Annotated in this window: 22 protein-coding genes and 3 pseudogenes; 18 read left to right on the top strand and 7 right to left on the bottom strand. The window is 70.0% G+C overall.

Features of this window, described 5'->3' with window-relative positions:
• Nucleotides 1–3 precede the first annotated feature (3 nt).
• The 4 genes and pseudogenes from J7E89_RS11250 to J7E89_RS11235 all read left to right on the top strand — a co-directional run bounded on the left by J7E89_RS11250 (nucleotide 4) and on the right by J7E89_RS11235 (nucleotide 2,077).
• Nucleotides 4–441, top strand: a complete 438-nt coding sequence (locus tag J7E89_RS11250) for a hypothetical protein (RefSeq protein WP_214972134.1) — start codon at nucleotides 4–6, stop codon at nucleotides 439–441.
• A gap of 236 nt (nucleotides 442–677) precedes the next feature.
• Nucleotides 678–944: a hypothetical protein gene (locus J7E89_RS11245; RefSeq protein ID WP_214972132.1), complete on the top strand. Its 267-nt coding sequence runs from the start codon at nucleotides 678–680 to the stop codon at nucleotides 942–944.
• 138 nt (nucleotides 945–1,082) lie between these two features.
• Nucleotides 1,083–1,585 (top strand): annotated as a pseudogene (locus tag J7E89_RS11240) (GNAT family N-acetyltransferase).
• A 123-nt stretch (nucleotides 1,586–1,708) separates the two neighbouring features.
• Nucleotides 1,709–2,077 (top strand): hypothetical protein, encoded by a 369-nt coding sequence (locus tag J7E89_RS11235; RefSeq protein ID WP_214972130.1) that lies wholly within the window; start codon nucleotides 1,709–1,711, stop codon nucleotides 2,075–2,077.
• Nucleotides 2,078–2,081: 4 nt separating this feature from the next.
• Here J7E89_RS11235 and J7E89_RS11230 read toward each other — a convergent pair whose 3' ends face one another.
• Together J7E89_RS11230 and J7E89_RS11225 are read right to left on the bottom strand one after the other, a co-directional pair.
• Complete coding sequence (locus tag J7E89_RS11230; RefSeq protein ID WP_214972129.1) at nucleotides 2,082–2,336, bottom strand: hypothetical protein; 255 nt, start codon at nucleotides 2,334–2,336, stop codon at nucleotides 2,082–2,084.
• 106 nt (nucleotides 2,337–2,442) lie between these two features.
• Nucleotides 2,443–2,658 carry a hypothetical protein gene (locus J7E89_RS11225; RefSeq protein ID WP_214972127.1) on the bottom strand — a complete coding sequence of 72 codons (216 nt, stop codon included), beginning with the start codon at nucleotides 2,656–2,658 and terminating at the stop codon, nucleotides 2,443–2,445.
• A gap of 342 nt (nucleotides 2,659–3,000) precedes the next feature.
• Between J7E89_RS11225 and J7E89_RS11220 the strand changes: the two genes are divergently transcribed.
• The 5 genes and pseudogenes from J7E89_RS11220 to J7E89_RS11200 all read left to right on the top strand — a co-directional run bounded on the left by J7E89_RS11220 (nucleotide 3,001) and on the right by J7E89_RS11200 (nucleotide 6,533).
• Nucleotides 3,001–3,447 (top strand): hypothetical protein, encoded by a 447-nt coding sequence (locus J7E89_RS11220; RefSeq protein ID WP_251060391.1) that lies wholly within the window; start codon nucleotides 3,001–3,003, stop codon nucleotides 3,445–3,447.
• A 159-nt stretch (nucleotides 3,448–3,606) separates the two neighbouring features.
• Nucleotides 3,607–4,236: an RNA polymerase sigma factor gene (locus J7E89_RS11215; protein ID WP_214972125.1), complete on the top strand. Its 630-nt coding sequence runs from the start codon at nucleotides 3,607–3,609 to the stop codon at nucleotides 4,234–4,236.
• Between the two features lie 73 nt (nucleotides 4,237–4,309).
• Nucleotides 4,310–5,203, top strand: a complete 894-nt coding sequence (locus tag J7E89_RS11210; protein ID WP_214972122.1) for a hypothetical protein — start codon at nucleotides 4,310–4,312, stop codon at nucleotides 5,201–5,203.
• A 180-nt stretch (nucleotides 5,204–5,383) separates the two neighbouring features.
• A pseudogene (locus J7E89_RS11205) lies at nucleotides 5,384–5,485 on the top strand (Txe/YoeB family addiction module toxin); the annotation flags it as partial.
• A gap of 343 nt (nucleotides 5,486–5,828) precedes the next feature.
• Nucleotides 5,829–6,533, top strand: a complete 705-nt coding sequence (locus J7E89_RS11200) for a Crp/Fnr family transcriptional regulator (RefSeq protein ID WP_308315433.1) — start codon at nucleotides 5,829–5,831, stop codon at nucleotides 6,531–6,533.
• Here the strand turns inward: J7E89_RS11200 and J7E89_RS11195 are convergent.
• Nucleotides 6,513–7,067, bottom strand: a complete 555-nt coding sequence (locus tag J7E89_RS11195; protein WP_308315432.1) for a Pycsar system effector family protein — start codon at nucleotides 7,065–7,067, stop codon at nucleotides 6,513–6,515. The two genes, J7E89_RS11200 and J7E89_RS11195, sit on opposite strands and share 21 nt — an antisense overlap.
• A 266-nt stretch (nucleotides 7,068–7,333) precedes the next feature.
• On the opposite strand from J7E89_RS11195, the gene J7E89_RS11190 reads away from it, so the two are divergent.
• The 3 genes and pseudogenes from J7E89_RS11190 to J7E89_RS40735 form a co-directional block, all read left to right on the top strand.
• Nucleotides 7,334–8,134, top strand: a complete 801-nt coding sequence (locus J7E89_RS11190) for a hypothetical protein (RefSeq protein WP_214972119.1) — start codon at nucleotides 7,334–7,336, stop codon at nucleotides 8,132–8,134.
• Nucleotides 8,135–8,222: 88 nt separating this feature from the next.
• Nucleotides 8,223–9,518 carry a DUF4407 domain-containing protein gene (locus J7E89_RS11185; RefSeq protein ID WP_214972110.1) on the top strand — a complete coding sequence of 432 codons (1,296 nt, stop codon included), beginning with the start codon at nucleotides 8,223–8,225 and terminating at the stop codon, nucleotides 9,516–9,518.
• Between the two features lie 197 nt (nucleotides 9,519–9,715).
• Nucleotides 9,716–10,080: pseudogene (locus J7E89_RS40735) on the top strand (AfsR family transcriptional regulator); the annotation flags it as partial.
• 384 nt (nucleotides 10,081–10,464) lie between these two features.
• Here the strand turns inward: J7E89_RS40735 and J7E89_RS11175 are convergent.
• Together J7E89_RS11175 and J7E89_RS11170 are read right to left on the bottom strand one after the other, a co-directional pair.
• Complete coding sequence (locus tag J7E89_RS11175; protein WP_214972108.1) at nucleotides 10,465–10,857, bottom strand: PIN domain-containing protein; 393 nt, start codon at nucleotides 10,855–10,857, stop codon at nucleotides 10,465–10,467.
• Nucleotides 10,854–11,120, bottom strand: coding sequence for a hypothetical protein (locus J7E89_RS11170; protein WP_214972107.1), 267 nt, complete (start codon nucleotides 11,118–11,120; stop codon nucleotides 10,854–10,856). Before J7E89_RS11170 ends, J7E89_RS11175 begins: the two co-directional genes overlap by 4 nt.
• A gap of 278 nt (nucleotides 11,121–11,398) precedes the next feature.
• Here J7E89_RS11170 and J7E89_RS11165 point away from each other — a divergent pair, with 278 nt between their 5' ends.
• The 3 genes from J7E89_RS11165 to J7E89_RS11155 all read left to right on the top strand — a co-directional run bounded on the left by J7E89_RS11165 (nucleotide 11,399) and on the right by J7E89_RS11155 (nucleotide 14,705).
• Nucleotides 11,399–12,556, top strand: a complete 1,158-nt coding sequence (locus J7E89_RS11165) for a hypothetical protein (protein ID WP_308315431.1) — start codon at nucleotides 11,399–11,401, stop codon at nucleotides 12,554–12,556.
• Nucleotides 12,557–12,882: 326 nt separating this feature from the next.
• Complete coding sequence (locus J7E89_RS11160; RefSeq protein ID WP_214972371.1) at nucleotides 12,883–13,623, top strand: RNA polymerase sigma factor; 741 nt, start codon at nucleotides 12,883–12,885, stop codon at nucleotides 13,621–13,623.
• Nucleotides 13,623–14,705 (top strand): hypothetical protein, encoded by a 1,083-nt coding sequence (locus J7E89_RS11155; protein WP_214972104.1) that lies wholly within the window; start codon nucleotides 13,623–13,625, stop codon nucleotides 14,703–14,705. The genes J7E89_RS11160 and J7E89_RS11155 overlap by 1 nt, the downstream gene beginning before the upstream one ends.
• A 213-nt stretch (nucleotides 14,706–14,918) precedes the next feature.
• Here J7E89_RS11155 and J7E89_RS11150 read toward each other — a convergent pair whose 3' ends face one another.
• A complete protein-coding gene (locus J7E89_RS11150; protein ID WP_214972102.1) occupies nucleotides 14,919–15,848 on the bottom strand; it encodes a L,D-transpeptidase family protein in 930 nt (309 codons plus the stop codon).
• A gap of 221 nt (nucleotides 15,849–16,069) precedes the next feature.
• Here J7E89_RS11150 and J7E89_RS11145 point away from each other — a divergent pair, with 221 nt between their 5' ends.
• The 3 genes from J7E89_RS11145 to leuE all read left to right on the top strand — a co-directional run bounded on the left by J7E89_RS11145 (nucleotide 16,070) and on the right by leuE (nucleotide 19,048).
• Nucleotides 16,070–17,650 (top strand): methylmalonyl-CoA mutase, encoded by a 1,581-nt coding sequence (locus J7E89_RS11145; protein ID WP_214972099.1) that lies wholly within the window; start codon nucleotides 16,070–16,072, stop codon nucleotides 17,648–17,650.
• Nucleotides 17,651–17,750: 100 nt separating this feature from the next.
• The gene (locus tag J7E89_RS11140) at nucleotides 17,751–18,320 is read left to right on the top strand and encodes a Uma2 family endonuclease (protein ID WP_214972368.1); all 570 of its coding nucleotides are present in this window, start codon (nucleotides 17,751–17,753) and stop codon (nucleotides 18,318–18,320) included.
• Between the two features lie 71 nt (nucleotides 18,321–18,391).
• Nucleotides 18,392–19,048 carry a leucine efflux protein LeuE gene (gene leuE, locus J7E89_RS11135; protein WP_214972095.1) on the top strand — a complete coding sequence of 219 codons (657 nt, stop codon included), beginning with the start codon at nucleotides 18,392–18,394 and terminating at the stop codon, nucleotides 19,046–19,048.
• Nucleotides 19,049–19,067: 19 nt separating this feature from the next.
• On the opposite strand, the gene J7E89_RS11130 is transcribed toward leuE, so the two are convergent.
• Nucleotides 19,068–19,826, bottom strand: coding sequence for an SDR family NAD(P)-dependent oxidoreductase (locus J7E89_RS11130; protein WP_214972092.1), 759 nt, complete (start codon nucleotides 19,824–19,826; stop codon nucleotides 19,068–19,070).
• Nucleotides 19,827–19,885 lie beyond the last annotated feature (59 nt).

The following is a 19,885-nucleotide window of genomic DNA, read 5'->3' as shown; positions in this document are numbered from 1 at the left end:
TTGATGGACGCTGATGCGGATGCCGTGGAGGAGTCGGGAGCAGCGACTGAGTTCGCGCTGACCACGGCGCTCGTGACAATACGGCTCGAAACCTGGGATCCGGCGCGCAGTGTGAGATCGATAGGGCTCGACGAAGTACGGGAGATGTATCGCAGCCTCCCGGACGGCGCATCGGCCATTTTTACGTGGAACGACTGTGAAGAGGAGTGCCTCATCGTCTCAGTCGAACCCGAATTCTCCGTCGTGACCATGGGGCGTGACGCGTCATTCTGGAATCTCAAGATCTCCGACGACACGGAAGAGGTCGAGATCAGAATGGGGGCCGACGACTTCACCTGGGCCCGTGGCTGTCTGTTGCCGCGGGACATGGGGTTGGAGGTTCTGCTCAAGGTCGAAGACTTCGACTCGTTGTTCTGGGACTACTCATGGGCTGATGGGTGAGTCCGACTGGCGCACGGAGCACGAGGCCGCGAGCCGTGCGGGTGGTCTTCGGCCGGAAGTTGCAGTTGCTCGGCTTCTGATCCAGGGCCGGCCCTCAGGCCCGGACGACCTTGACTCGGTGTGTCCTTGCTGGGGGGCTCGCCCTTCGTGTCGGCAGGCTAAGGTGTGCCGCCATTGGCGGGCGCGAGACGCACGCACGTACGTGGACGTGCGGTCGTACGAAGGGATGTGAGCAGATGGTGAATTATGAATGGGACGCCGTCAAGCAGGAGTTCCCTTTCGGGGCCGAGGTCGCCGGCGCTGTTGAACGTGTCGCTTCGTTTGGCATCTTCATTTCAATTGAAGGTGTGCGACGGTACGGTGCCGTAGCGGATGTGGCTGGGATGCATAAACGTGACGACGACGATTCGGTGTTGATCTGGCCCGAGGTGGGCGAATCAATCACTGGAGTCGTGGTAGACCATTCGGAACATAACCAACAGCTCAAGCTCCACCTGACGTGATACGCCTTTGGAGAGCCCGCGGCCGCTCATCGCAGCAGGGGCTCATCCGGCTGAGTCGATGAGCAAACCGGCAGTCAGTCCGTGTTCGGCATTGAGTGGGTCTGCCTCCACCGTTCATGACTGTGGAAGGCAGGTGCCATGAGTTCAGTCCTGGCCGAAGTCATTACCACCGCGCGGCTGGACCTTTTGCCGCTGCGGGTCGCGTACGCCGAGGAGATGGCCGTCGTACTGTCCGACCCCGGACTGCACGCCTTCATCGGCGGCGCTCCGGCGTCGTCGCGGGAGTTGCGGGAGCGGTACGTGCGGTGGGTGGCCGGGGCGGCCGATCCCGGCGTCTCCTGGTGCAACTGGGTCATCCGGCTTCGGGACGAGGGGTGCCTGTGGGTACGGTTCAGGCCACCGTCAGTGCGTCCGGCGCCGAGATCGCGTGGGTCGTCGGGACGCCGTGGCAGGGGCGCGGCATCGGGTCGGAGGCCGCGTCCGGGCTGGTGGCGTGGCTTGCGCGGGGCGCGTTCGTACGTACCGCCGTCGCCCATATCCATCCTGACCACCACGCGTCCGCCGCCGTTGCCGCGGCGGCCGGGCTCTCGCCCACCGAGCGTCGGCAGGAGGGGGAGGTCGTGTGGGAGGTGGGCACGTGAGCGCCCGGCGTCCGGCGTCCGGTGTGCGGCGTTCTCCTCCGTGTCGCACGGCCGTGCGGTCGGGGACAGACTGGGAGGAGGTGGACCGTCCGAGCCCCGCAACCGTCTCGCCCTGGAGGACTCATGCAGGCAACGACCCGGAATGACGCTCCTGTCGCGATCGAAGGGGGCGGAGTAGAGCTGCGTATGCAGGAGGTCGGGGGCGACATGACCGTCGCTTTCGCGCGGTTTCCCAAGGGTACGGACATGGGGCCGCTGGCCAAGGGCCTGCCCGATGACCTGTGTCAGTGCCCTCACTGGGGATACCTTTTCAAGGGGCGGCTGAAGATGCGGACCAAGGACGGCGAGGACATCTACGAGGCGGGGCAGGCCTTCTACTGGGCGCCCGGCCACGTGCCGGAGGCCCTTGAGGACTGCGAGTACATCGACTTCTCGCCGACCAAGGAGTTCAACGAGGTGATCGGGCACCTCAAGGCGCAAATGGGAGGGTGACACACTACTGGCCGTCGTACAGCCGCTCCAGATCCACCAGCACCACCTCTCCACGCTCGCCCGCCGCCCGAAGTTCCGGAGTGAACCCCACGCCGCTGTAGCAGGCCGGTCTGGCGTGCGTCGTGTCCACGCCCCGGGCCGCCAGCAAGTGCAGGACGTGGCGCAGGCGTTCGAGATGGCGTACGTCCATCACCTTGTGCCACTTCGCCTCGCCGACCGAGAGCAGGATGCCCCGGTCCTGCCCCACCGCGCCGTGCACGACAACGTCGACCTCGTGGCTCGTGCGGGCCGCAGGGCGGGAACGGTCCCGCGGCGACGCCGATCGGCATGCCGCCGAATGTTTCGGGGTCGGCGTGCCATTCGACTCACTCGCGGCACAGACGCTCGAAGTGCGGACCGACGAACTGACTCAGGAAGGTGGCCTGGCTGCACTCCCAGACCCCGGCCGTGCCGCGCCTGCGGGCGAGCAGGGCCGATTCAGGGCGTACGACGGCGTGGTGGAAGGCGATCAGCGGCTCGGCGACGCGGTACATGGCGCGGTTCTTGCGGAACGCGTCCGGTTCGGCGGTGAGAGCCCGCACCGCTTCAGCACGGTGAGCGGGAGCGAGATGTCGGTGGCCTTGCGGCCGACTGTGCTCGCGATGCCGCCGCTGGTGGTGTTGCCGGCCGCGACGGCTGCTAGCACTGAGTGGTACAGCGAGCGGTCGCGCAGGTCGGGTTCGGTCGCCAGTAGGAACGAGTCCGGGGCCCGTACGGTGCGCTATCTGACGCTCGAAACCCCGTGAGGGTTGTACGGCAATCGCAGAATTTTCGGATCTGGGGCCGTGACAACCAACACATGGTGGTTCGCGTGATGTTCCTGAGGCTCCCGTCGCTTGGTCAGTGGAAGGCGTTGATCGGCTGAGCCGGAGGAGCGTGAGTACATGGTTGAGCGCGTGGGGGAGGGGGAGTCGCAGCTGCCCGGTGCGACCGGCATGCGTGGGTACGCCGCCGAGTTCGTCGAGCAGCTCACCGTGCGCAATCGGCTGCCGCTCGACTACTCCGTGGCCAGCCTGCGGCTCGTGGACCTCGTCGTCGACGGACTGCGGCGCAACGCGCCCGAGCGTGCGCAGATCGACGCGGTGCTGCGCGGGCTCGGTGCGTACACCGGTGAGGTCATCGTCCGCAGGGCGGGTGGGCGTTGGGTCGACTTCGGGGACGAACAGCGTGAGCTCTTCCGGCAGTCCGTCGGGGTGCGGATGCCTGACGGGCGGGTGTGGAACCCGCTCGGGAAGGTCGTCAACCGGTTCGAGGCCGGTTCCGAGGAGTCGGTGCAGCGGTTCTATCTGCTGCTTCACGGCCGGGCCCGTAAGGCCGTCTGCCAGGCGTGAGGGGTGACCTTCCGGGTGACCTTCTGATGGAAGCCTGAGCCGGGCACGGCAAAGAAGCTGTGACGTTTCTGTGGCTTCCGGCGCAGAGCAATGGGGGGCCTGGCTCCCCAGGGGGCACGGGCACGGTGACCAGTGCCGAGTCGGTACGAAGAGGGTCGTGTGGTCAGGGGCGGGGAGCGGCGTCGTACACAGGCGTACGACGCGGAGCTGGGTGCTGCCGTCGAGCGGGCCCAGCAGGGGGACGAGAGCGGGTTCGCTGCGGCGTACCGGCTTGTGCATCCAGGACTGCTTGGTTACGTGCGGGGGCTGGTGGGGGAAGACGCCGAGGACGTGACGTCCGAGGCGTGGCTGGAGATCGCCCGGGACCTGGGGCGATTCCGCGGCGACGGGGCGGGATTCCGCGGCTGGACGGCGACGATCGCCCGCCACCGCGCACTCGACCACCTGCGCAAGCGGAAGCGAAGACCCCTTACCTCGCTGATCGAGCAGGACGTACTGGACCTTCCCGGCCGGCAGAACACCGCCGACGACGCGCTCGAAGCGCTGTCGACCGGTCAGGCGCTGGAAATGATCGCCACGCTGCCGCGCGAGCAGGCGGAGGCGGTGCTGCTGCGCGTGGTCGTCGGGCTCGACGGGCCCGCGGCGGCTCGGGTGCTGGGCAAGCGCAGCGGGTCCGTACGGACTTCCGCGTACCGCGGGCTCAAGCGGCTGGCCGAGCAGCTGGCTGCCGGGAGCCGGACGGGCGTTGTGACGTCTGCGGCGCCGCGCACGCTGAGAGATGAGACATGAGACGTGACACATGAGACGGGTACGGAGACGGGCGCGGACGCGACAGCGGGCCGGGGCCGGGAAATGGGAAGCGGTGGGTGAGGAGGCGGTCACGCCGGAGGTCGAGGCGTTGCTGGCCGCCGTACGCCGATCCGCGCCTCGCCCCGGCGAGGCGGACGCGCAGGCGGCGCTCGCCGCGTACCGGGAGGCGCGCGACTCCGGCGTGCACGCCGGCCCGGGGCGCTGGTGGCAGGCGCGCAGGCGCGACGACTGGCGGCCGTCCCGGCGGTGGCGCGGCGTGTTGCCGGTCAGGGCGGCGTTCGCCTCGGCCGCGGCAACGGTGACGCTGGGCGGCGTGGCTCTCGCGGTCGGCACGGGAGCGATCCCGGGGCCGTTCGGGATCGGCGACGGTGGTTCGGGCGGCGGCGGGGCCGCCGCCGTGGCGACCGGGGCCCACAGCAGCGCCCCGGCCACGCCCGGCGCGGCGCCGGGAAGCGCGGCAGGGGCGGCAGAGGAGGGCACGGCGCGCCTTCCTTCGGCCGAGGTCACCCGCTCGGGGCCGGCGCGCCCGGCGCGGGCGCAGGACGCCGTGGCGCACTGCGTCGCGTACCTCGTGTCCCACGGTCGCTCGGCCTCCGGCCGCGGTGCGGCTTCCGAGCAGCTGACGGCGGACGCCGCGGACGCCGGGCTGACGGTGGAGGCGTACTGCGAGCGCTTGCTGATGGCCGACAAGCAGCAGCCGGGCCGGGGTACTGGCGGCAAGGGCTCTACGAAGGCACCCAAAGGCTTGAACGCCTCGAAGCCGGGCGCGGAGCCCGGGACGCCGGGGGAGCCCCCGGCGAAGCCGGGCGACGACGCGGCGGCGGATCCGGGGAATCCCGGTGCGGATCCCACGCAGCCCGCCGGCAAGGAAGAAGACGGCAACGACGGCCGTCAGAGCGGGAACGGCACCCAGGGCAACGGCGAGAGTGATTCCAGCAGGCCGTGAAGGCAGTCAGGGGCCGTCGGGAAGATCCGGAAGATAGGGCCGCCGCAGGTCTTGGAAGGACGACCGGGGCCGCCACCCCTGGCCTGCCTGAGCCATAAAGGGCCTCTGAACAGGCATTTTGTCGTCTGGGTAGAGGTTCTCGCTTACCACCTAGATCGGCCCCTATCTAGGTGTTTCTGGCTGCCCGGGGCGTGGTCGAGGAGGATCGACGACGAGCACCGCCTTGTCTACCTGGTCACGGACAAGGAGATCGTCATCCTCGCGGCTCGTTACCACTACTGACCGCGCGCCCGGCGGAGGCCAACGTAATCAAACGGTGAAATGCCTGGTCAGAGGCTCGGATGGGGCTCTGTCGCAGGCCAGAAACGGGCCGGATATATTCCGCTTCAAGTCTGCCCCGCTGACCCTCCGCGCCGACCGACGAAGGCCGTCCGAACCGCTGGGAGCGGGGCGGGCGGCCTTTGGGTTTCGAGTGAGGTCGAGGGGCACCCCGTCCACGCGGGTGGGCGTCTTCGTGCGGGGAGGGCCTAGCCTGGGCGGGTGGGGGATATGAGGGGTGGAGAGTGGAGGGGTGGGCGTGGGGCCGGGTGGGGAGTGGGGATGGCCGGGTCGGAGTCTGCTCGGGGTGTTGTCCGATCCCGCGCGGGCCGAATTGCTGGGGCTGGGATCGGAGTTGACGCTCGGGTCCGGGGGTGTGCTGCTCACCGAGGGCGCCACGGATCGGCATCTGTACGTGATTCTCAGCGGGTTCGCCAAGGTCACCGCGACCGTGGAGAACGGGCAGGAGTCACTGCTCGCCGTCCGGGTCGGGGGCGACAGTGTGGGGGAGATGGCCGCGCTCGACGGCGCGCCGCGGTCGGCCGGGGTGATGGCCTGTGGGCCGTTGCGGGCGCGGGTGATCGGGCCCGGGGCCCTGCACGGGCTCATGCTGCGGCGGCCCGAGGTGGCGATGGCGCTGACCCGGATCGTGGCCGACCGGCTGCGCTGGGCCAACCGGCGGCGGCTCGAGTTCCGGGGCTATCCGGTCAAGGTGCGCCTCGCCCGGCTTCTGGTGGAGCTCGCCGTGGCGTACGGGCGGCCCGAGTCGGGCGGTGGTCATGTGATCGGCTTCCATCTCACCCAGCCCGAACTCGCCGCGCTCACCGGCGCCGCCGAGACCACCGTGCACAAGGGGTTGCGCGAGCTGCGGGACGAGGGGCTGCTCGGCACCGGATACCGGACGACCACCGTGCACGACCTCGCCCGGCTCGCCAGGGTGGCCGAACTCGCCGAGCCCGTGGTGCCGCCCGCCCCGCGCCGGCCCCGGGGGTCAGCCGAGGAGCGGCCGTAGCAGCAGACAGAGCCCGGCGGTGGTTCCCATCACCGCGGTGCACACCACGGCGGCCGTCACACAGCAGTACTTCCGCAGGGCCACGTCGGAGAGGAAGCGGATCATCGCGCGCAGCTGCCGCTCGTCCTCGTCGGACGACGTGGGTACGGGGGCGGTGAGCGGCGACGGGTCCGAGGCGGCGGCCAGGCGGACGAAGCTGTAGTCGTTGGGGCCGGTGGGCCGCCAGACGCGCGGCCGGAGCGCCAGCGCGAGCGAGGCCGCGCCGCCGAAGAGGCCGCAGGCGAAGAGGACCAGCAGCACCCCCGCCGTCCAGCCGAGCGGGCCGCCACGCCGCCAGCCGTCGAGCGCCGCCTCGCTCCACGCGCCCGCCGTCCCGACGAGCGCCGCCTGCACGGCGGAGAGGATGCCGGCCTTGGCGTCGGCGTGCTGGTGTGCCGTCTGCAGGACGGGCAGCATCGTGTGCGAGGCGGGGACGAGCGCGCCCTCGGAGGGGGCGGGCGCCGCCGTGGGGGCGGTGGGCGGGGCGGATGTCACGGGAACCTCCAACGCGGCTCGGGCGGAGTTCCATTGAGCCGCCGACGCGCCGGGCGGACCAGGCACTTCTACGGGATTGGGCGACTGCGCGAGATCCCGTACTTCCACGGGGTGCGGGTGCCCGGTTCCGGTGTACGACTGGCAGGGCGACCGGTGTCCCACGGGGATGGGCAACGGTCCGGGAGTAGCATGCCGCATCGCCTTGCGCCTCGTAACTCTCCTGATTCGCAAGCGAGTTGGAGGTGCGGCATGCTGTCCTTCCCGATGTGACGGACGAGGAGGACGAGATGTCCGTAGGTGCGATGGGTGTGTTCGACAGGCGGCTTCTGCTCGCCGTCGACGCGCGAGGATACGGCAGCGCGGACACCGCGCGACAGCGCGAGATTCAGACAGTGTTGCCCCGGCTCCTCTCCGAGGCGGCCGAGGCGGCCGGGCTCGACCGCGCCTCCTGGGTACGGCAGGCCGCCGGAGACTCCGAGTTCGCGGTGCTCCCGACAGGTTCCGACGAGCAGGCGCTCGTCGAGCCGTTCATGCGCGGGCTGGACGCCAGGCTGCGCGCCCACAACCGCGGCCGGGTGCCCGGCGCGCGGCTCGCGCTGCGCGCCGCCGTGCACTTCGGTCCGGCCTCCGAGGCCCCCAACGGCTTCGTGGGCCCCGGGCCCGTCGAGGTCTCCCGCATCCTGGAGAGCGATCCCCTGCACCGGGCCCTCGCCGAGGCCCCGGACGCCGCGCTCGCCGTCGCGCTGACCGCACCGGTCTTCACGGAGCTCGTCGCCCAGGGGTACACCAACTTCCGGCCGGAGGAGTTCCGCGAGGTCGTCGTCGAGAAGAAGGAGTACTGGGGCCGGGCCTGGCTGTGGGTGCCGGGGTACGACGTCCACGCTCTGGACCTCGGTGGTGTCGGCTCCGGTTCCGGCGCGGACTCCGGTTCCGGTTCCGGTTCCGCGGCGGGCTCCGGTGAGCCCACCGCGCCCGCCACGCCCGCCGAGAGCGGAGGCGACTCCGCCACCACCAACCTGTACGGAACCGTCATCCACGGGAACGTCGTCTTCGGCATCTCCAAGTGAGCGGAGTGGACGGGGAGACGGGGGTGCACACGTGAGGTCCACGGATCGGCCGACGGAGAGTCACGGAAGCGGTGGGGAAGGAGACGGCGTGTCCGGCGAGCCCCGGCAGTTGACCGACGAGGCGAACGGCACCGCCGATCCCCGCCCCGCCCCCGAGTCGCCCGCGACCCCGTCCACGCCCCCGTCCCCGTCCCCGTCCTCCTCCGGAGCGAACTCCGGAGCCGGTTCCTCCGACAGCGCGCTGCTCGGCGGGGCCTCCATGGCCATGGCGATCAGCACGATCCGCGAGGGCACGCCGGTCGCGGTGGCGGTCGTCGTCGGCGTGGTGTGGGCGTGGATTGTGCTGGCCCTGGACAGCTGGCTGGTCTCCAGCACCCACGGCTACACCGGCGGACGGGCGGTCCGCATGCTGGTGCCCCGGCTGTTCCTCTCCGTGGTGCTCGGGCTCACCATCGCCGAGCCGCTGCTGTTCCAGATCTTCGACCGGGAGATACGCCAGGAGATGGCGGTCACCAGGGAGCGCGACCTCGCCGACTTCCGGGGCAGCCTCACCGCCTGCAACCCCCTCGACGGCAAGGACACGACGAGCCGCGCGGAGTGCGGCGACTTCCATCTGACGGTGAAGGGCGCGCCGGCCTCGATCAGGGAGGACATCGCCGACAACACCACCGCCGTCGCCAGCCTCGACCAGCAGATCAAGACCTACAACGACGCCCTCGACAAGAAACTGGCCACCGAACGCCGCGAGTGCGCCAAGGACCGGTGGATCTGGCGCGGCAACGGCTGGGACACCACCGAGACCTGCGAGCGCGCCCGCGCCGACACCAGCGCGTACAAGCAGACGAGCAAGGTCGCCGAGTACGAGGCGAAGCGCGCCGAACTCGTCGCCAAGGGCAACGTCCTGTCCGAGCAGCTGATCAACACCGGCGCCGCCTACCGCACGGACGTCAAGAAGGCGATCGACGCCAAGGTCGACGAGCGGGAGAAGTCGCAGCAGCACGACGGACTGCTGCTGCGCGCCGAAGCTTTGTCCACGGTGGCCTGGTCCGACGGTTTCGCGCTCTTCATGATGTTCCTGCTGCACGCCGTGCTGCTCCTGGTCGACGCCATGCCGGTGCTCGCCAAGCTGATGAGCGGCCCGTCCGAGTACGACCGCAGGCTCGGCGAGCGGCGCGAGGCCAACCAGCGCATCCACCTGGAGGACCAGGACGTGCAGCGCAAGGTCGCCGCCATCGACCACGAGGTCCGGCGGTACGCGGCCGAGGTACGGGCCGAGGAGGACAAGGCCCGGCTGGGCCACGCCCGCTACAAGGCTCGCGCCGAGCACGCCCGCATGGTCCGCGAGGAACTCGACGCCCGTACCGCCCGACTCCTGGGCGAGTGACGCCTGACGGTGACCGGATTCGCCGACCGGCCCCAGTGTCGGTGAAACCGGTCACCGTCCAGATCCCCGCCCCTCGCCCCGGCGCGCTTTCCGGCCGCCTTCGCGCCCCGCGGTGTGTGCCCCCGTGACCCGTGCCCCGCGTATCCTCGACTGCCGGTGAAGCAGGGAGGCCGGGAAGAGGATCGCGGAGGTATCAGGTGGAGTTCCGGCTGCTCGGCTCCGTTGCCGTGGTCACGGAGAACGGGGACGTCGGTCTGGGGCCCGCCAAGCGGTCCAGCCGGCTGGCGATGCTGCTGCGCCCCAACACCGCCGTGAACGTCACCCAGTTGATGGACGCGCTGTGGGAGGACGAGCCGCCGATCCACGCCAAGACCGTGCTCCAGGGCCATGTCTCGCGGCTGCGGGCGCTCCTCGCCGAGCACCGCGCGGAGGCGTACGGCGTCGAGCTCGCCACCCAGGGGACCGCGTACGTGCTGCGCATGCGGAGTCGCTGGTTGACGCGCACCGCTTCGAGGAGCTCGTCGGGCTCGCCGAGGTGCAGCGCCGCCCCATCGACACCCTCGCTTGCCAGGGTCTGAGACCTCTGGTGCTGGGATGCCGCTACCGTGCTGGGATCGTGCTGGCATGGTCTGGCGTCAAAACGACGTTTTCGCAGGTGGCAGCTCTGTGCTCGACGTTCCGCTTCAACGTGTAGTGCCTGATTCCTTGATCGGCCGAAGTGGCTGGTCAGGTTAAGAAACCCCAGGTCAGAGGCCAGATCTTCGGGTCTGGCCCTTCCTGTTTTCTCCGGCTGATTCCGGGCTTTTCCTGGTCCTGTGCTGACTTGGTACTGACCCTGGAGAGTGGGCCGTAGGTGACCTGACCTGGCGTTGAGAAGGGTCACGGATGGGCTGGGCAGAGCTCTCCCCGGGCGTGTGGCCGACGTCCCTGAGGGTCCGCTCGGAGGTCAGACTGTGCGGATGACGGGAGCGGGCTTGATGTCCTGGGCGTCGATGAGGTCGCGGATGTCGTCCGGGTCGGAGGTCCAGATGATGGCGCCGAGGCTGGCTGCCATGACCACGACGGTGGCGTCGACGATGTCGGCGGTGCGGGCCTTGCCACAGAGGATGCCTGCGGCCTTGGCAGTTTCGAGGCCCACGGGTACGACGCGGCGCGCGGCGAGGAACTTGCCGAGCCTGACCTGGCGGCGGGAGTCCCGCCATGCCTGGCTGACGACGACGGCGGGCACGTGGATGTCCCGCCCGTCCTCCAGGGCCAGACTGTGGCGGGCCCACATGTGCCGGTCGTTGTTGTCGATGGCGATCAGCGCACCGGCGTCGTACAGGTAGGGGATGTTCACGCGGCCGATTCCCCCGTGCTGCTGAGGTACTCGGCATCGGCGGCGGCCATGTCGGCGCGTGCTGCGGCGAGCTCCCCCGGGGTGAAGGCGCCGTGCTCCGCCTGCCACTCCTGAACCACGGCCCGGCCGGCCCGCAGGCGCAGCTCCCGCTCGGCCGCTCCGGCGACGAGTCGGGAGAGCGGGATCCCCTCTTCCTCGGCGGCGCCTGCCAGGGCCTCGACCAAGGATTCATCGAGAGTGATAGTGACCTTCTTGGTAGCCATACCAACACCATATCGCAGTATGGCGCCTGTGGGGCGGCTTTCCAGGGGTGGGGGATAACCCAGGGTCATTGCATGCTCGGGATTTGTCCGGGTTGATCGCGTGAGACCGAGAGCCGACAGCGGTCGGCGGTAGTCGCGGCTGGTGCGTCGGAGGGCGGTCCTCGGCCTTTGCGCGCAGCCGTCGTCAAAGTTTGGAAATCGACGCGGAAGGCGTGGTGTTCAGCTGCGACGGGGGCAGCCTGCTCGCCTACCCTCACCCCGCGCCAGGTGTTCCCGTCATGCCGACGCACGGGCGTCGCTGGCCCCTGGACCGTGTGGACGACGGCTACACCATCACCGACCCGGAATCCGGCCAGGTCCGCCACTTCGTCGACCACCCGGACGGGGAGCTGGCGCTCCTGGCCCAGATCGACGACCGCAACGGCCGATGGATCACCTTCGAGTACGACGAGACAGGTGCCCCTACGTCGATCGTGCACCACGGCGGCTACCACCTGAAGCTCACCACGAACGACGGAAGGGTCACCGCTCTGCACCTGGCGGGCGCCGCGCCGGACGGCACCGACCAGGAGATCCTCCGCTACGGCTACACCGACGGCAAGGCGACGACGTACGAGTACGACTTCACCGACCAACTGGCCCAGGCCACCAACGACGACGCGACCGTAATACTGCTGCGCGACCGCCAGAGCCGACTCATCTCGGAATCCGTCAACGGCCGTATTCTCAGGCACAGCTACGACGAGCTGGGGCGCCGCACGAGCCGGACGACACCCACCGGCACGGAAAGCACGTGGGCGTACGACGTATTGGGCAACCCGACGGCCCTCACCACCCACGGCCACATCCTCACGTTCACCCACGACACCACCGGCCGCAAAGCCTCCCGCCGCCTGGGCGAGGTGACCTTCACCAACGCCTACGACACCGTCGGCCGCCTCACTGCCCAGACCGTCAACGGTCCCGCCGACCGTCTGGTCCAACATCGCGCGTACACCTACCGCCCCGACGGCTACGTCACTCGCATCGACGAACACCTCGGCGGCACCCGCCACTACGGCCTCGACACCACCGGCCGCGTGCCGCCACCTGGTCGGAGTCCTATGCCTACGACGCAGCCGGCAACCAGACCGACGCCAGCTGGCCCGACGCCCACCCAGGAGCCGAAGCACGGGGATCGCGCACGTACGAGGGCACCCGCATCACCCGCGCCGGCGCGATCCGCTACGAACACGACGCCGCCGGGCGTATCACCCTGCGCCAGAAGACCCGGCACGACCATCAATCGCGCGGGACAAATCCGCTACGAACACGATGCCCTCGGCCGCATCATCTTTCGCCGGAGGGTGTGCCTCTCCCGTGAACCGGACACCTGGCGCTACGAATGGGACGCGTGCTGGGACGACCCCCTCCAGAACCGCGCCTCCGTCGGGTGAACGCCCGGATGCGCGTTGGTCACGGGTTGGTCATGCAGAGGCCCCGCGCCCTGGGTATTGCCGCGTCAGAGCGGTGGAATGGGACGACGACCGGGGCCGCCACCCCCCACAGGAGAGGCCCCGGCCGCCGTCCGCGGACCGTGCGGCGGCCCGTACTACTCTCAGCGCCGTGGATGCGTTTTCTGTCACACCGCTCGCTCTCTGTCAGTGCGTCGTCGCGCGTTGTGCAAGACGTGGACGTGACCCCTTCGAACGTCGTAGCGTGCTGACTCGCGCGGGGCTGCGCGGCAGTGGTGACCAGCTGCGACTTGGGACAGGTTGAGGGAGTGCTGGGGGACGACGCGGAGCTGACCGCCGCGGTGCTCGCGGCACAGGACGGGGACGAGAACGCCTTCCGTACTGTGTACCGCGCCGTGCACCCGCGGCTGTTGGGCTACATACGAACGCTGGTCGGCGACCCGGAGGCAGAGGACGTCGCCTCCGAGTCGTGGCTCCAGATAGCCCGGGACCTCGACCGGTTCAGCGGCGACGCCGACCGGTTCAGGGGCTGGGCCGCGCGCATAGCGCGCAACCGTGCCCTGGATCACATCCGCATGCGCGGCCGCCGCCCCGCCATAGGCGGCGACGAGACGGAACTCGCCGCCAAGCCCGGCGCCTGCGACACCGCCGACGAGGCAATGGAAGCCCTCGCCACCGGCGACACCCTCGCGCTCATCGCCCAGCTCCCGCAGGACCAGGCCGAGGCCGTCGTCCTGCGCGTCGTCGTCGGGCTCGACGCGAAGAGCGCCGCCGAGACCCTGGGCAAGCGCCCCGGCGCCGTACGGACCGCCGCGCACCGCGGCCTGAAGCGGCTGGCCGAGCTGCTGAACGCGGCGGACGCCGGCGGCAGCGGCAGTGGCAGCGTCGGCGGCGAAGACAGCGACAGCAGTAGCAGCGGTACGTCGGCGGGCCCGGCCGACGGGAGGCCGGAACTCGGCGCCGTACCGCCCCAGCGAGGCCCGCGACCGGGCCGGGCGACGTCCGCCGGTGTGACGCATTCCGGCGTGCGGACGCAGAAGGACATGTGATGGCCGACGAGCGTTACGAGTGGCTCGACAAGGACGCGGCGGAGCGACTGCTGCGCGGAGAACCCGTTGGGCCTGTCGGCGACCACGCACGCGCCCAGGCCGAGCGCCTCTCCGCCGCCCTCGACGGCGTGGCCCGGGCCGGCGGCCACGAGGCGGGCGAACTCCCCGGCGAGGCAGCCGCGCTGGCGGCGTTCCGCAAGGCCAGGGCCGCGGCCCCCGACACCTTTTCCACTTCCACGGTACGTATCGGACGCAAGGTCTCCGTCCCCGTGCGCTGGGCACGTCCCGTACGCCTCGGGCTGGCCGGGGCGCTCGCCGGGTTCGCGCTCGGCGGCGTCGCGGTGGCGGCGGGCACGGGCGTACTGCCGAGCCCCTTCGGGCGCGGCGGCGACCCCGCGCCGGCGTCCACCGTGTCCGCGGCCGCGACGCCCCAGCCGCTCACCTCCGGGTCCACCACGGGTGAACCGGGCGACACGGGCGAGCCCACACCGGGCGCCACCGGCACTACCGGCGGCGAGCACGAGACGCCCGGCGGCGGGAACGGCAACGGGGCCGGCGACGGCGAAACCGGCGGTACGCACGAGTCCTCGCCGGGGTCGGACACCGGCCTGCTCCCCACCTACCCGGGCTGGACCGGCGACGGCCCACCGGGAACGGCACCGGGCGACGGTTCCGGTCCGGGTTCCGGGACCGGTGACTGGTACCGCAAGACGGCCAAGGCCTGCCAGGACTACCGCGCCGGCAACCTCACCCCCGACCGTGAGCGACGCCTGGAAGCGGCGGCCAAGGGCGCCGACCGCGTGGAGCGCTTCTGCGACCGCGTGCTGGACGGCTCCGCCGACGGGACCGGGGCCGGGGGCAAACAAGGCGGCGGCGAAGGCGACGGCAGCAGCGGCGGCGGAAACGGCGACGGCGGCGACAAGGACGACGACAAGGGCGACGGCAAGGGCGACGGGAGCGACGGGGGCCAAGACGCCCCTGGCGGGATCAGCCGCGCTGTACCGCCCATCTCCTACACCCTGCCGCCCTCCCCGACCGTCGAGCCGTCCGCCACTGTCGGAGCCTCCCCGCAGCCGCACTGACCTGCACTGACCTGCACTGACCTGCGCTTTTGTTTCCGCGCCCACGCAGGTGTGACGTTTTTCGAGCGGGTGACGCAGTAGATAGTGAGCCGACTGGTCATCGGCAGCGCGACGAGCCGGGGTTCCCCCCGTACCTTCGGCTCCGCGCAACAGGCGCGGGCGGGACACGTTCCCCCGGTCCCGCCCGCGCCACTTTCTCCACTCCCTCGTCATCTACCAGTAGATGACGACCTTGTCGCCGTTGCGCACCTGCGAGAACAAGCTCGCGATCTTCCCCTCGTCCCGGACGTTGACGCAGCCGTGCGACGCACCGCTGTAGCCGCGGGCCGCGAAGTCCGACGAGTAGTGGACAGCCTGCCCGCCGCTGAAGAACAGGGCGTACGGCATGGGGCTGTCGTACAGCGTCGAGACGTGGTGCCGGGACTTCCAGTACACGTTGAACGATCCCTCGCGGGTGGGCGTGTACTGCGATCCGAACCGCACATCCATCGCCGAGACGACCCGCCCCTCGACCATCCAGGACAGCGTGCGGCTGGTCTTGCTGATGCACAGGACCCGGCCGCTCATGCAACGCGGGTCGGGCTTGGCGACCGGGTTGGCGGTCGTCGGGTGCAGCTCGGCGCGCGTCGGCTTCCTGGTCATTCCGAGGAGCCTGTCCCAGGTGACGGTGTCGGTGGCGCCCGTGCGGGGCAGGCCGCGCTTGTTCTGGAACGAGGAGACCGCGGCGGCGGTGACCGAGGCGTAGTGGCCGGTGGGGGTGCGGTTGAAGTGGCCGATCTGGCGCAGGCGGGCCTGGAGCTCGCGTACCTGTGAGCCTTCGGCTCCGCTCGCCATGAGGACCTTGGGTGCCGGCGGCTTGGGCGTGGGCGTGGCCTTGGGCTCGGGCGTTTGTGACTGGGTCTCGGCGGGGACGGCTGTGTCCGGCGACGCTTTCCCGGAGTTGCCGGACGCCCCTGCCGAGGGCGACGCGATCGCGGCCTCATGCGCGGAAGCGGGAGCCGCCGGCTTCGTCACGCTCGTCGCCGCTCCCGCTCCCGCCCCGCTCGCCTGCGCCGTACACCCCGCTGTCACGGCCACAACCGCAACCGCCGTCAACGCCACCGCTCTGCGCACGGCCCTGTTGTTCCGCTGGTTCTCGTCCATCCCCGCCCCCCGGGCATCTCGTATGTCCCTATGGACTGTTTCCCGCTCTGCCCGGTTGCGAAAGCCCCCGCATCATGGGAACAGCGATGAACAGCGACCAACAGCGACGTTGTGAGCAAGGTCCCAGCCTGCGGCTCTCCACCCGTCGCACGCTCGCCGCTACAGTCCGTCGCGAGGGTCGGTTCATTACCAGCCAGTACGTTCAGCGGGAGGCACAGCAGATGGCGCGCGAGTCGGAGTCGGGACTGCCTATTGAGCCGGTGTACGGGCCGGACGCCCTGGAGGGCTGGGACCCCGCGGAGAAGCTGGGCGAGCCCGGCAAGTACCCCTTCACGCGTGGCGTGTACCCGTCGATGTACACGGGCCGGCCATGGACGATGCGCCAGTACGCCGGCTTCGGTACCGCGACCGAGTCCAACGCCCGCTACAAGCAGCTGATCGCCAACGGCACGATGGGCCTGTCGGTCGCATTCGACCTGCCGACCCAGATGGGCCACGACAGCGACGCGGCGATCGCGAGCGGCGAGGTCGGCAAGGTCGGCGTCGCGATCGACTCGATCGACGACATGCGCGTCCTGTTCGGCGGCATCCCGCTGGACAAGGTCTCGACGTCGATGACGATCAACGCGCCGGCTGCTCTCCTCCTGCTCATGTACCAGCTGGTGGGCGAGGAGCAGGGCGTACCGGCCGACAAGCTCACCGGCACGATCCAGAACGACGTGCTGAAGGAGTACATCGCGCGCGGGACGTACATCTTCCCGCCCAAGCCGTCGCTGCGCCTGATCGCGGACATCTTCAAGTACTGCAAGACCGAGATCCCGAAGTGGAACACGATCTCGATCTCCGGCTATCACATGGCCGAGGCCGGTGCCTCGCCCGCGCAGGAGATCGCGTTCACGCTCGCGGACGGCATCGAGTACGTCCGTACGGCCGTCGCGGCGGGCATGGACGTCGACGACTTCGCGCCGCGCCTGTCCTTCTTCTTCGTCTCGCGTACGACGATCCTCGAAGAGGTCGCCAAGTTCCGTGCCGCGCGCCGGATCTGGGCGAAGGTCATGCGCGACGAGTTCGGCGCGAAGAACCCGAAGTCCCTGATGCTGCGCTTCCACACGCAGACGGCGGGCGTGCAGCTGACGGCGCAGCAGCCGGAGGTCAACCTGGTGCGCGTCGCCGTCCAGGGCCTGGCGGCCGTCCTCGGCGGCACGCAGTCCCTGCACACCAACTCCTTCGACGAGGCGATCGCCCTCCCGACCGACAAGAGCGCCCGGCTCGCGCTGCGCACGCAGCAGGTCCTGGCGTACGAGACGGACGTCACGGCCACCGTCGACCCGTTCGCCGGCTCGTACGTCGTCGAGAAGATGACCGACGAGGTCGAGGCCGCCGCCATCGAGCTGATGGAGAAGGTCGAGGACATGGGCGGCGCGGTCAACGCGATCGAGCGTGGCTTCCAGAAGAACGAGATCGAGCGCAGCGCCTACCGCATCGCGCTGGAGACGGACAGCGGCGAGCGCGTCGTGGTCGGCGTGAACCGTTTCCAGCTGGAGACGGAGGAGCCGTACGAGCCACTGCGCGTCGACCCCGCGATCGAGGCCCAGCAGGCGGAGCGGCTGGCCAAGCTGCGGGCCGAGCGCGACCAGGCGGCGGTGGACGCGGCGCTGGTGGAGCTGAAGAAGGCGGCGGAGGGCACGGACAACGTCCTGTACCCGATGAAGGACGCACTGCGGGCGCGGGCGACGGTCGGGGAGGTCTGCAACGCGCTGCGGGAGGTTTGGGGGACGTACGTCCCGACGAACGCGTTCTGAGCCGGCGGGTCACCCGAGCGAGTGATCGGGGGTGGAGTGTCGGTGCCCCCGGTTACTCTCGGTGGAGAGTGAACCCGACAAGGAGGATGCCGTGGCTGTCATGCAACACGAGCTGACGTTGGGCGAAGCCGCCGACCTGCTCTCCCGTGCACTGCCTGGGCACCGCGTGGAGATTCTCCAGGGGAGGCTCATCGTGACACCGCCACCGGACGGTGCGCACGCACTGTCGTTGACCAAGCTGGGCAGGGCGTTCGACCGGGCAGGAATCGAAAGGTCCGGGCTGGAGTATGTCCAGGGAATCGGGCTCTGGCTCCCCCACTTGCCCGACGACTACGCGATCCCCGACTTCTCCGTGGTCGACGAGGATTTCTGCGACGCCCTGGTCCAGAAGAACTGCTACGCGCCGAACGTCTTCCGGCTGGTGGTCGAAGTGACCTCTTCGAACTGGACCGACGACCTCGGCACCAAGGTCGAGAGCTATGCCGAGGCCGGCGTCCCCGTCTACATCGTCGCCGACCGCAAGCACGGCGAGGTGCTGCTCTACCGCGACCCGGAGAACGGCAAGTACCCGGCCCCGCAGCGGTACGAACGGGGCCAGCAGGTCCCCGTTCCTGAGTCCGTCGGCGTCAGCCTCGAGCTGCCTGTGGACACGCTGCTGGACAGCTGCTGAATGGCCCGCCGCGCCGTCTGCCATGCGAAACGCACGAGCAAGAAGTCGCACGTGCATGCGACACTCCGCCCATGCTGGGTGTCACCGATCTGCCGACCTATCTCGTCGGGCTCGTCCTGATCATTCTTCTGCCGGGTCCGAATTCCCTCTACGTCCTGTCCGTCGCGGCGCGACGCGGCATACGCACGGGCTATACGGCCGCCGCCGGCGTGTGGTGCGGCGACGCGGTCCTGATGGTGCTGTCCGCCGCCGGGGTCGCCTCGCTGCTTCAGGGGAACGCGCTGCTCTTCGGGATCGTGAAGTACGCGGGCGCCGGCTACCTGACGTATCTCGCGATCGGCATGATGCGCGCGGCCTGGTCGATGTGGCGCAGCCGCAACGAGCGCACGGATGCCGGGACCGCCGACGCCGAGGCGGCTCCGGCCGCCGAGCGTCCGTACCGCCGGGCGCTCATGATCAGCCTGCTCAACCCGAAGGCGATCCTCTTCTTCATCTCCTTCTTCGTTCAGTTCGTGGACCCTGCGTACGCCCACCCCGCCCTTTCCTTCGTACTGCTGGGCACCCTCGCCCAGATCGCGAGCGTGCTCTACCTCTCCGCCCTGATCTTCGGCGGCACCCACCTGGCCGCCACCTTCCGCCGCCGCAAGCGCCTGTCGGCGGGCGCGACGTCGGCGGCGGGGGCCCTGTTCCTGGGCTTCGCGGCGAAGCTGTCGTTCAGCAGCGTCTGAAGCCTCCGGTCAGTGGCGGTCAGTGGCGGCCGGTGACGTGGCCGCCGTCCACGCGCAGGGCGTGGCCTGTGACGAAGGCGGCGTCCGCGAGGTAGAGCACCGCTTCGGAGATCTCGGAGACCTCGCCGACCCGGCCCAGCAGCGCGAGCCCGCCGAAGGAGTCCACATCGGAGCCTTCGTGCAGCGGGGTGCGGACGATGCCGGCCGTCACGAGGTTGACGCGGATGCCGTCGGCTGCGAGTTCGGCGGCCAGGCTCGTCGTCAGCGCGTGCACTCCGGCCTTGCTTACCACGGGTGCGGAGGCCGGGAAGCCGGCAAGGGCGTGGTCCACCAGCGTGGTGCCGATGTTGACGATGCTGCCGCCCCGGCCCTGGTCGCGCAGCGCCCGTACCACGGCCTGGGTGGTGAAGTAGGTGCCCTTGAGATTGCCGGTCAGGTAGCCGTCGAGCTCGTCCTCGGTGACCTCGGTGAAGGGCTTGGAGGCGAACGTTCCGGCGTTGTTGACCAGTACGTCGAGGCCCCCGAAGCGCTCCAGTGCGACGCGCACCAGGGACTCCCCGGTCTCGGGTGCGGCGATGCTGCCCGCGACCCACGCGGTCCGGTCCGGATGGCCGAGGCCGGCGGCGGCCTTGGCGACGCGGTCGGTGTCTCTGCCGTTGAGCACGACGTTGGCGCCGCTCGCCAGGAAGGCTCGGGCGATGTCCAGGCCGATGCCGCTGGAGGAGCCGGTGACCAGGGCGGTGGTGCGGGTGCTGGTGTCGGTACTGGTGTCGTTCATTGCTTCAAGTGCCTTTCGTGGCGGATCGGTTCTTCTGGGTGACACCAGAAACGTACGAG

Origin of the sequence: Streptomyces sp. ISL-100 (assembly GCF_018614615.1) — a bacterium.
Lineage (GTDB): Bacteria > Actinomycetota > Actinomycetes > Streptomycetales > Streptomycetaceae > Streptomyces.
The sequence above is the reverse complement of the archived record's forward strand: the minus strand, read 5'-3'. Positions and strand labels throughout refer to the sequence as shown.

What these genes read in the sequence shown, in the direction of transcription:
- J7E89_RS11250 (WP_214972134.1), top strand. Translation starts at nt 4, where the DNA reads ATGGACGCTGATGCGGATGCCGTGGAGGAGTCGGGAGCAGCGACTGAG.
- J7E89_RS11245 (WP_214972132.1), top strand. Translation starts at nt 678, where the DNA reads ATGGTGAATTATGAATGGGACGCCGTCAAGCAGGAGTTCCCTTTCGGG.
- J7E89_RS11235 (WP_214972130.1), top strand. Translation starts at nt 1,709, where the DNA reads ATGCAGGCAACGACCCGGAATGACGCTCCTGTCGCGATCGAAGGGGGC.
- J7E89_RS11220 (WP_251060391.1), top strand. Translation starts at nt 3,001, where the DNA reads ATGGTTGAGCGCGTGGGGGAGGGGGAGTCGCAGCTGCCCGGTGCGACC.
- J7E89_RS11170 (WP_214972107.1), bottom strand. Translation starts at nt 11,120, where the DNA reads ATGGCTACCAAGAAGGTCACTATCACTCTCGATGAATCCTTGGTCGAG.
- J7E89_RS11165 (WP_308315431.1), top strand. Translation starts at nt 11,399, where the DNA reads ATGCCGACGCACGGGCGTCGCTGGCCCCTGGACCGTGTGGACGACGGC.
- J7E89_RS11155 (WP_214972104.1), top strand. Translation starts at nt 13,623, where the DNA reads ATGGCCGACGAGCGTTACGAGTGGCTCGACAAGGACGCGGCGGAGCGA.
- J7E89_RS11150 (WP_214972102.1), bottom strand. Translation starts at nt 15,848, where the DNA reads ATGGACGAGAACCAGCGGAACAACAGGGCCGTGCGCAGAGCGGTGGCG.
- J7E89_RS11145 (WP_214972099.1), top strand. Translation starts at nt 16,070, where the DNA reads ATGGCGCGCGAGTCGGAGTCGGGACTGCCTATTGAGCCGGTGTACGGG.
- J7E89_RS11140 (WP_214972368.1), top strand. Translation starts at nt 17,751, where the DNA reads ATGCAACACGAGCTGACGTTGGGCGAAGCCGCCGACCTGCTCTCCCGT.
- leuE (WP_214972095.1), top strand. Translation starts at nt 18,392, where the DNA reads ATGCTGGGTGTCACCGATCTGCCGACCTATCTCGTCGGGCTCGTCCTG.
- J7E89_RS11130 (WP_214972092.1), bottom strand. Translation starts at nt 19,826, where the DNA reads ATGAACGACACCAGTACCGACACCAGCACCCGCACCACCGCCCTGGTC.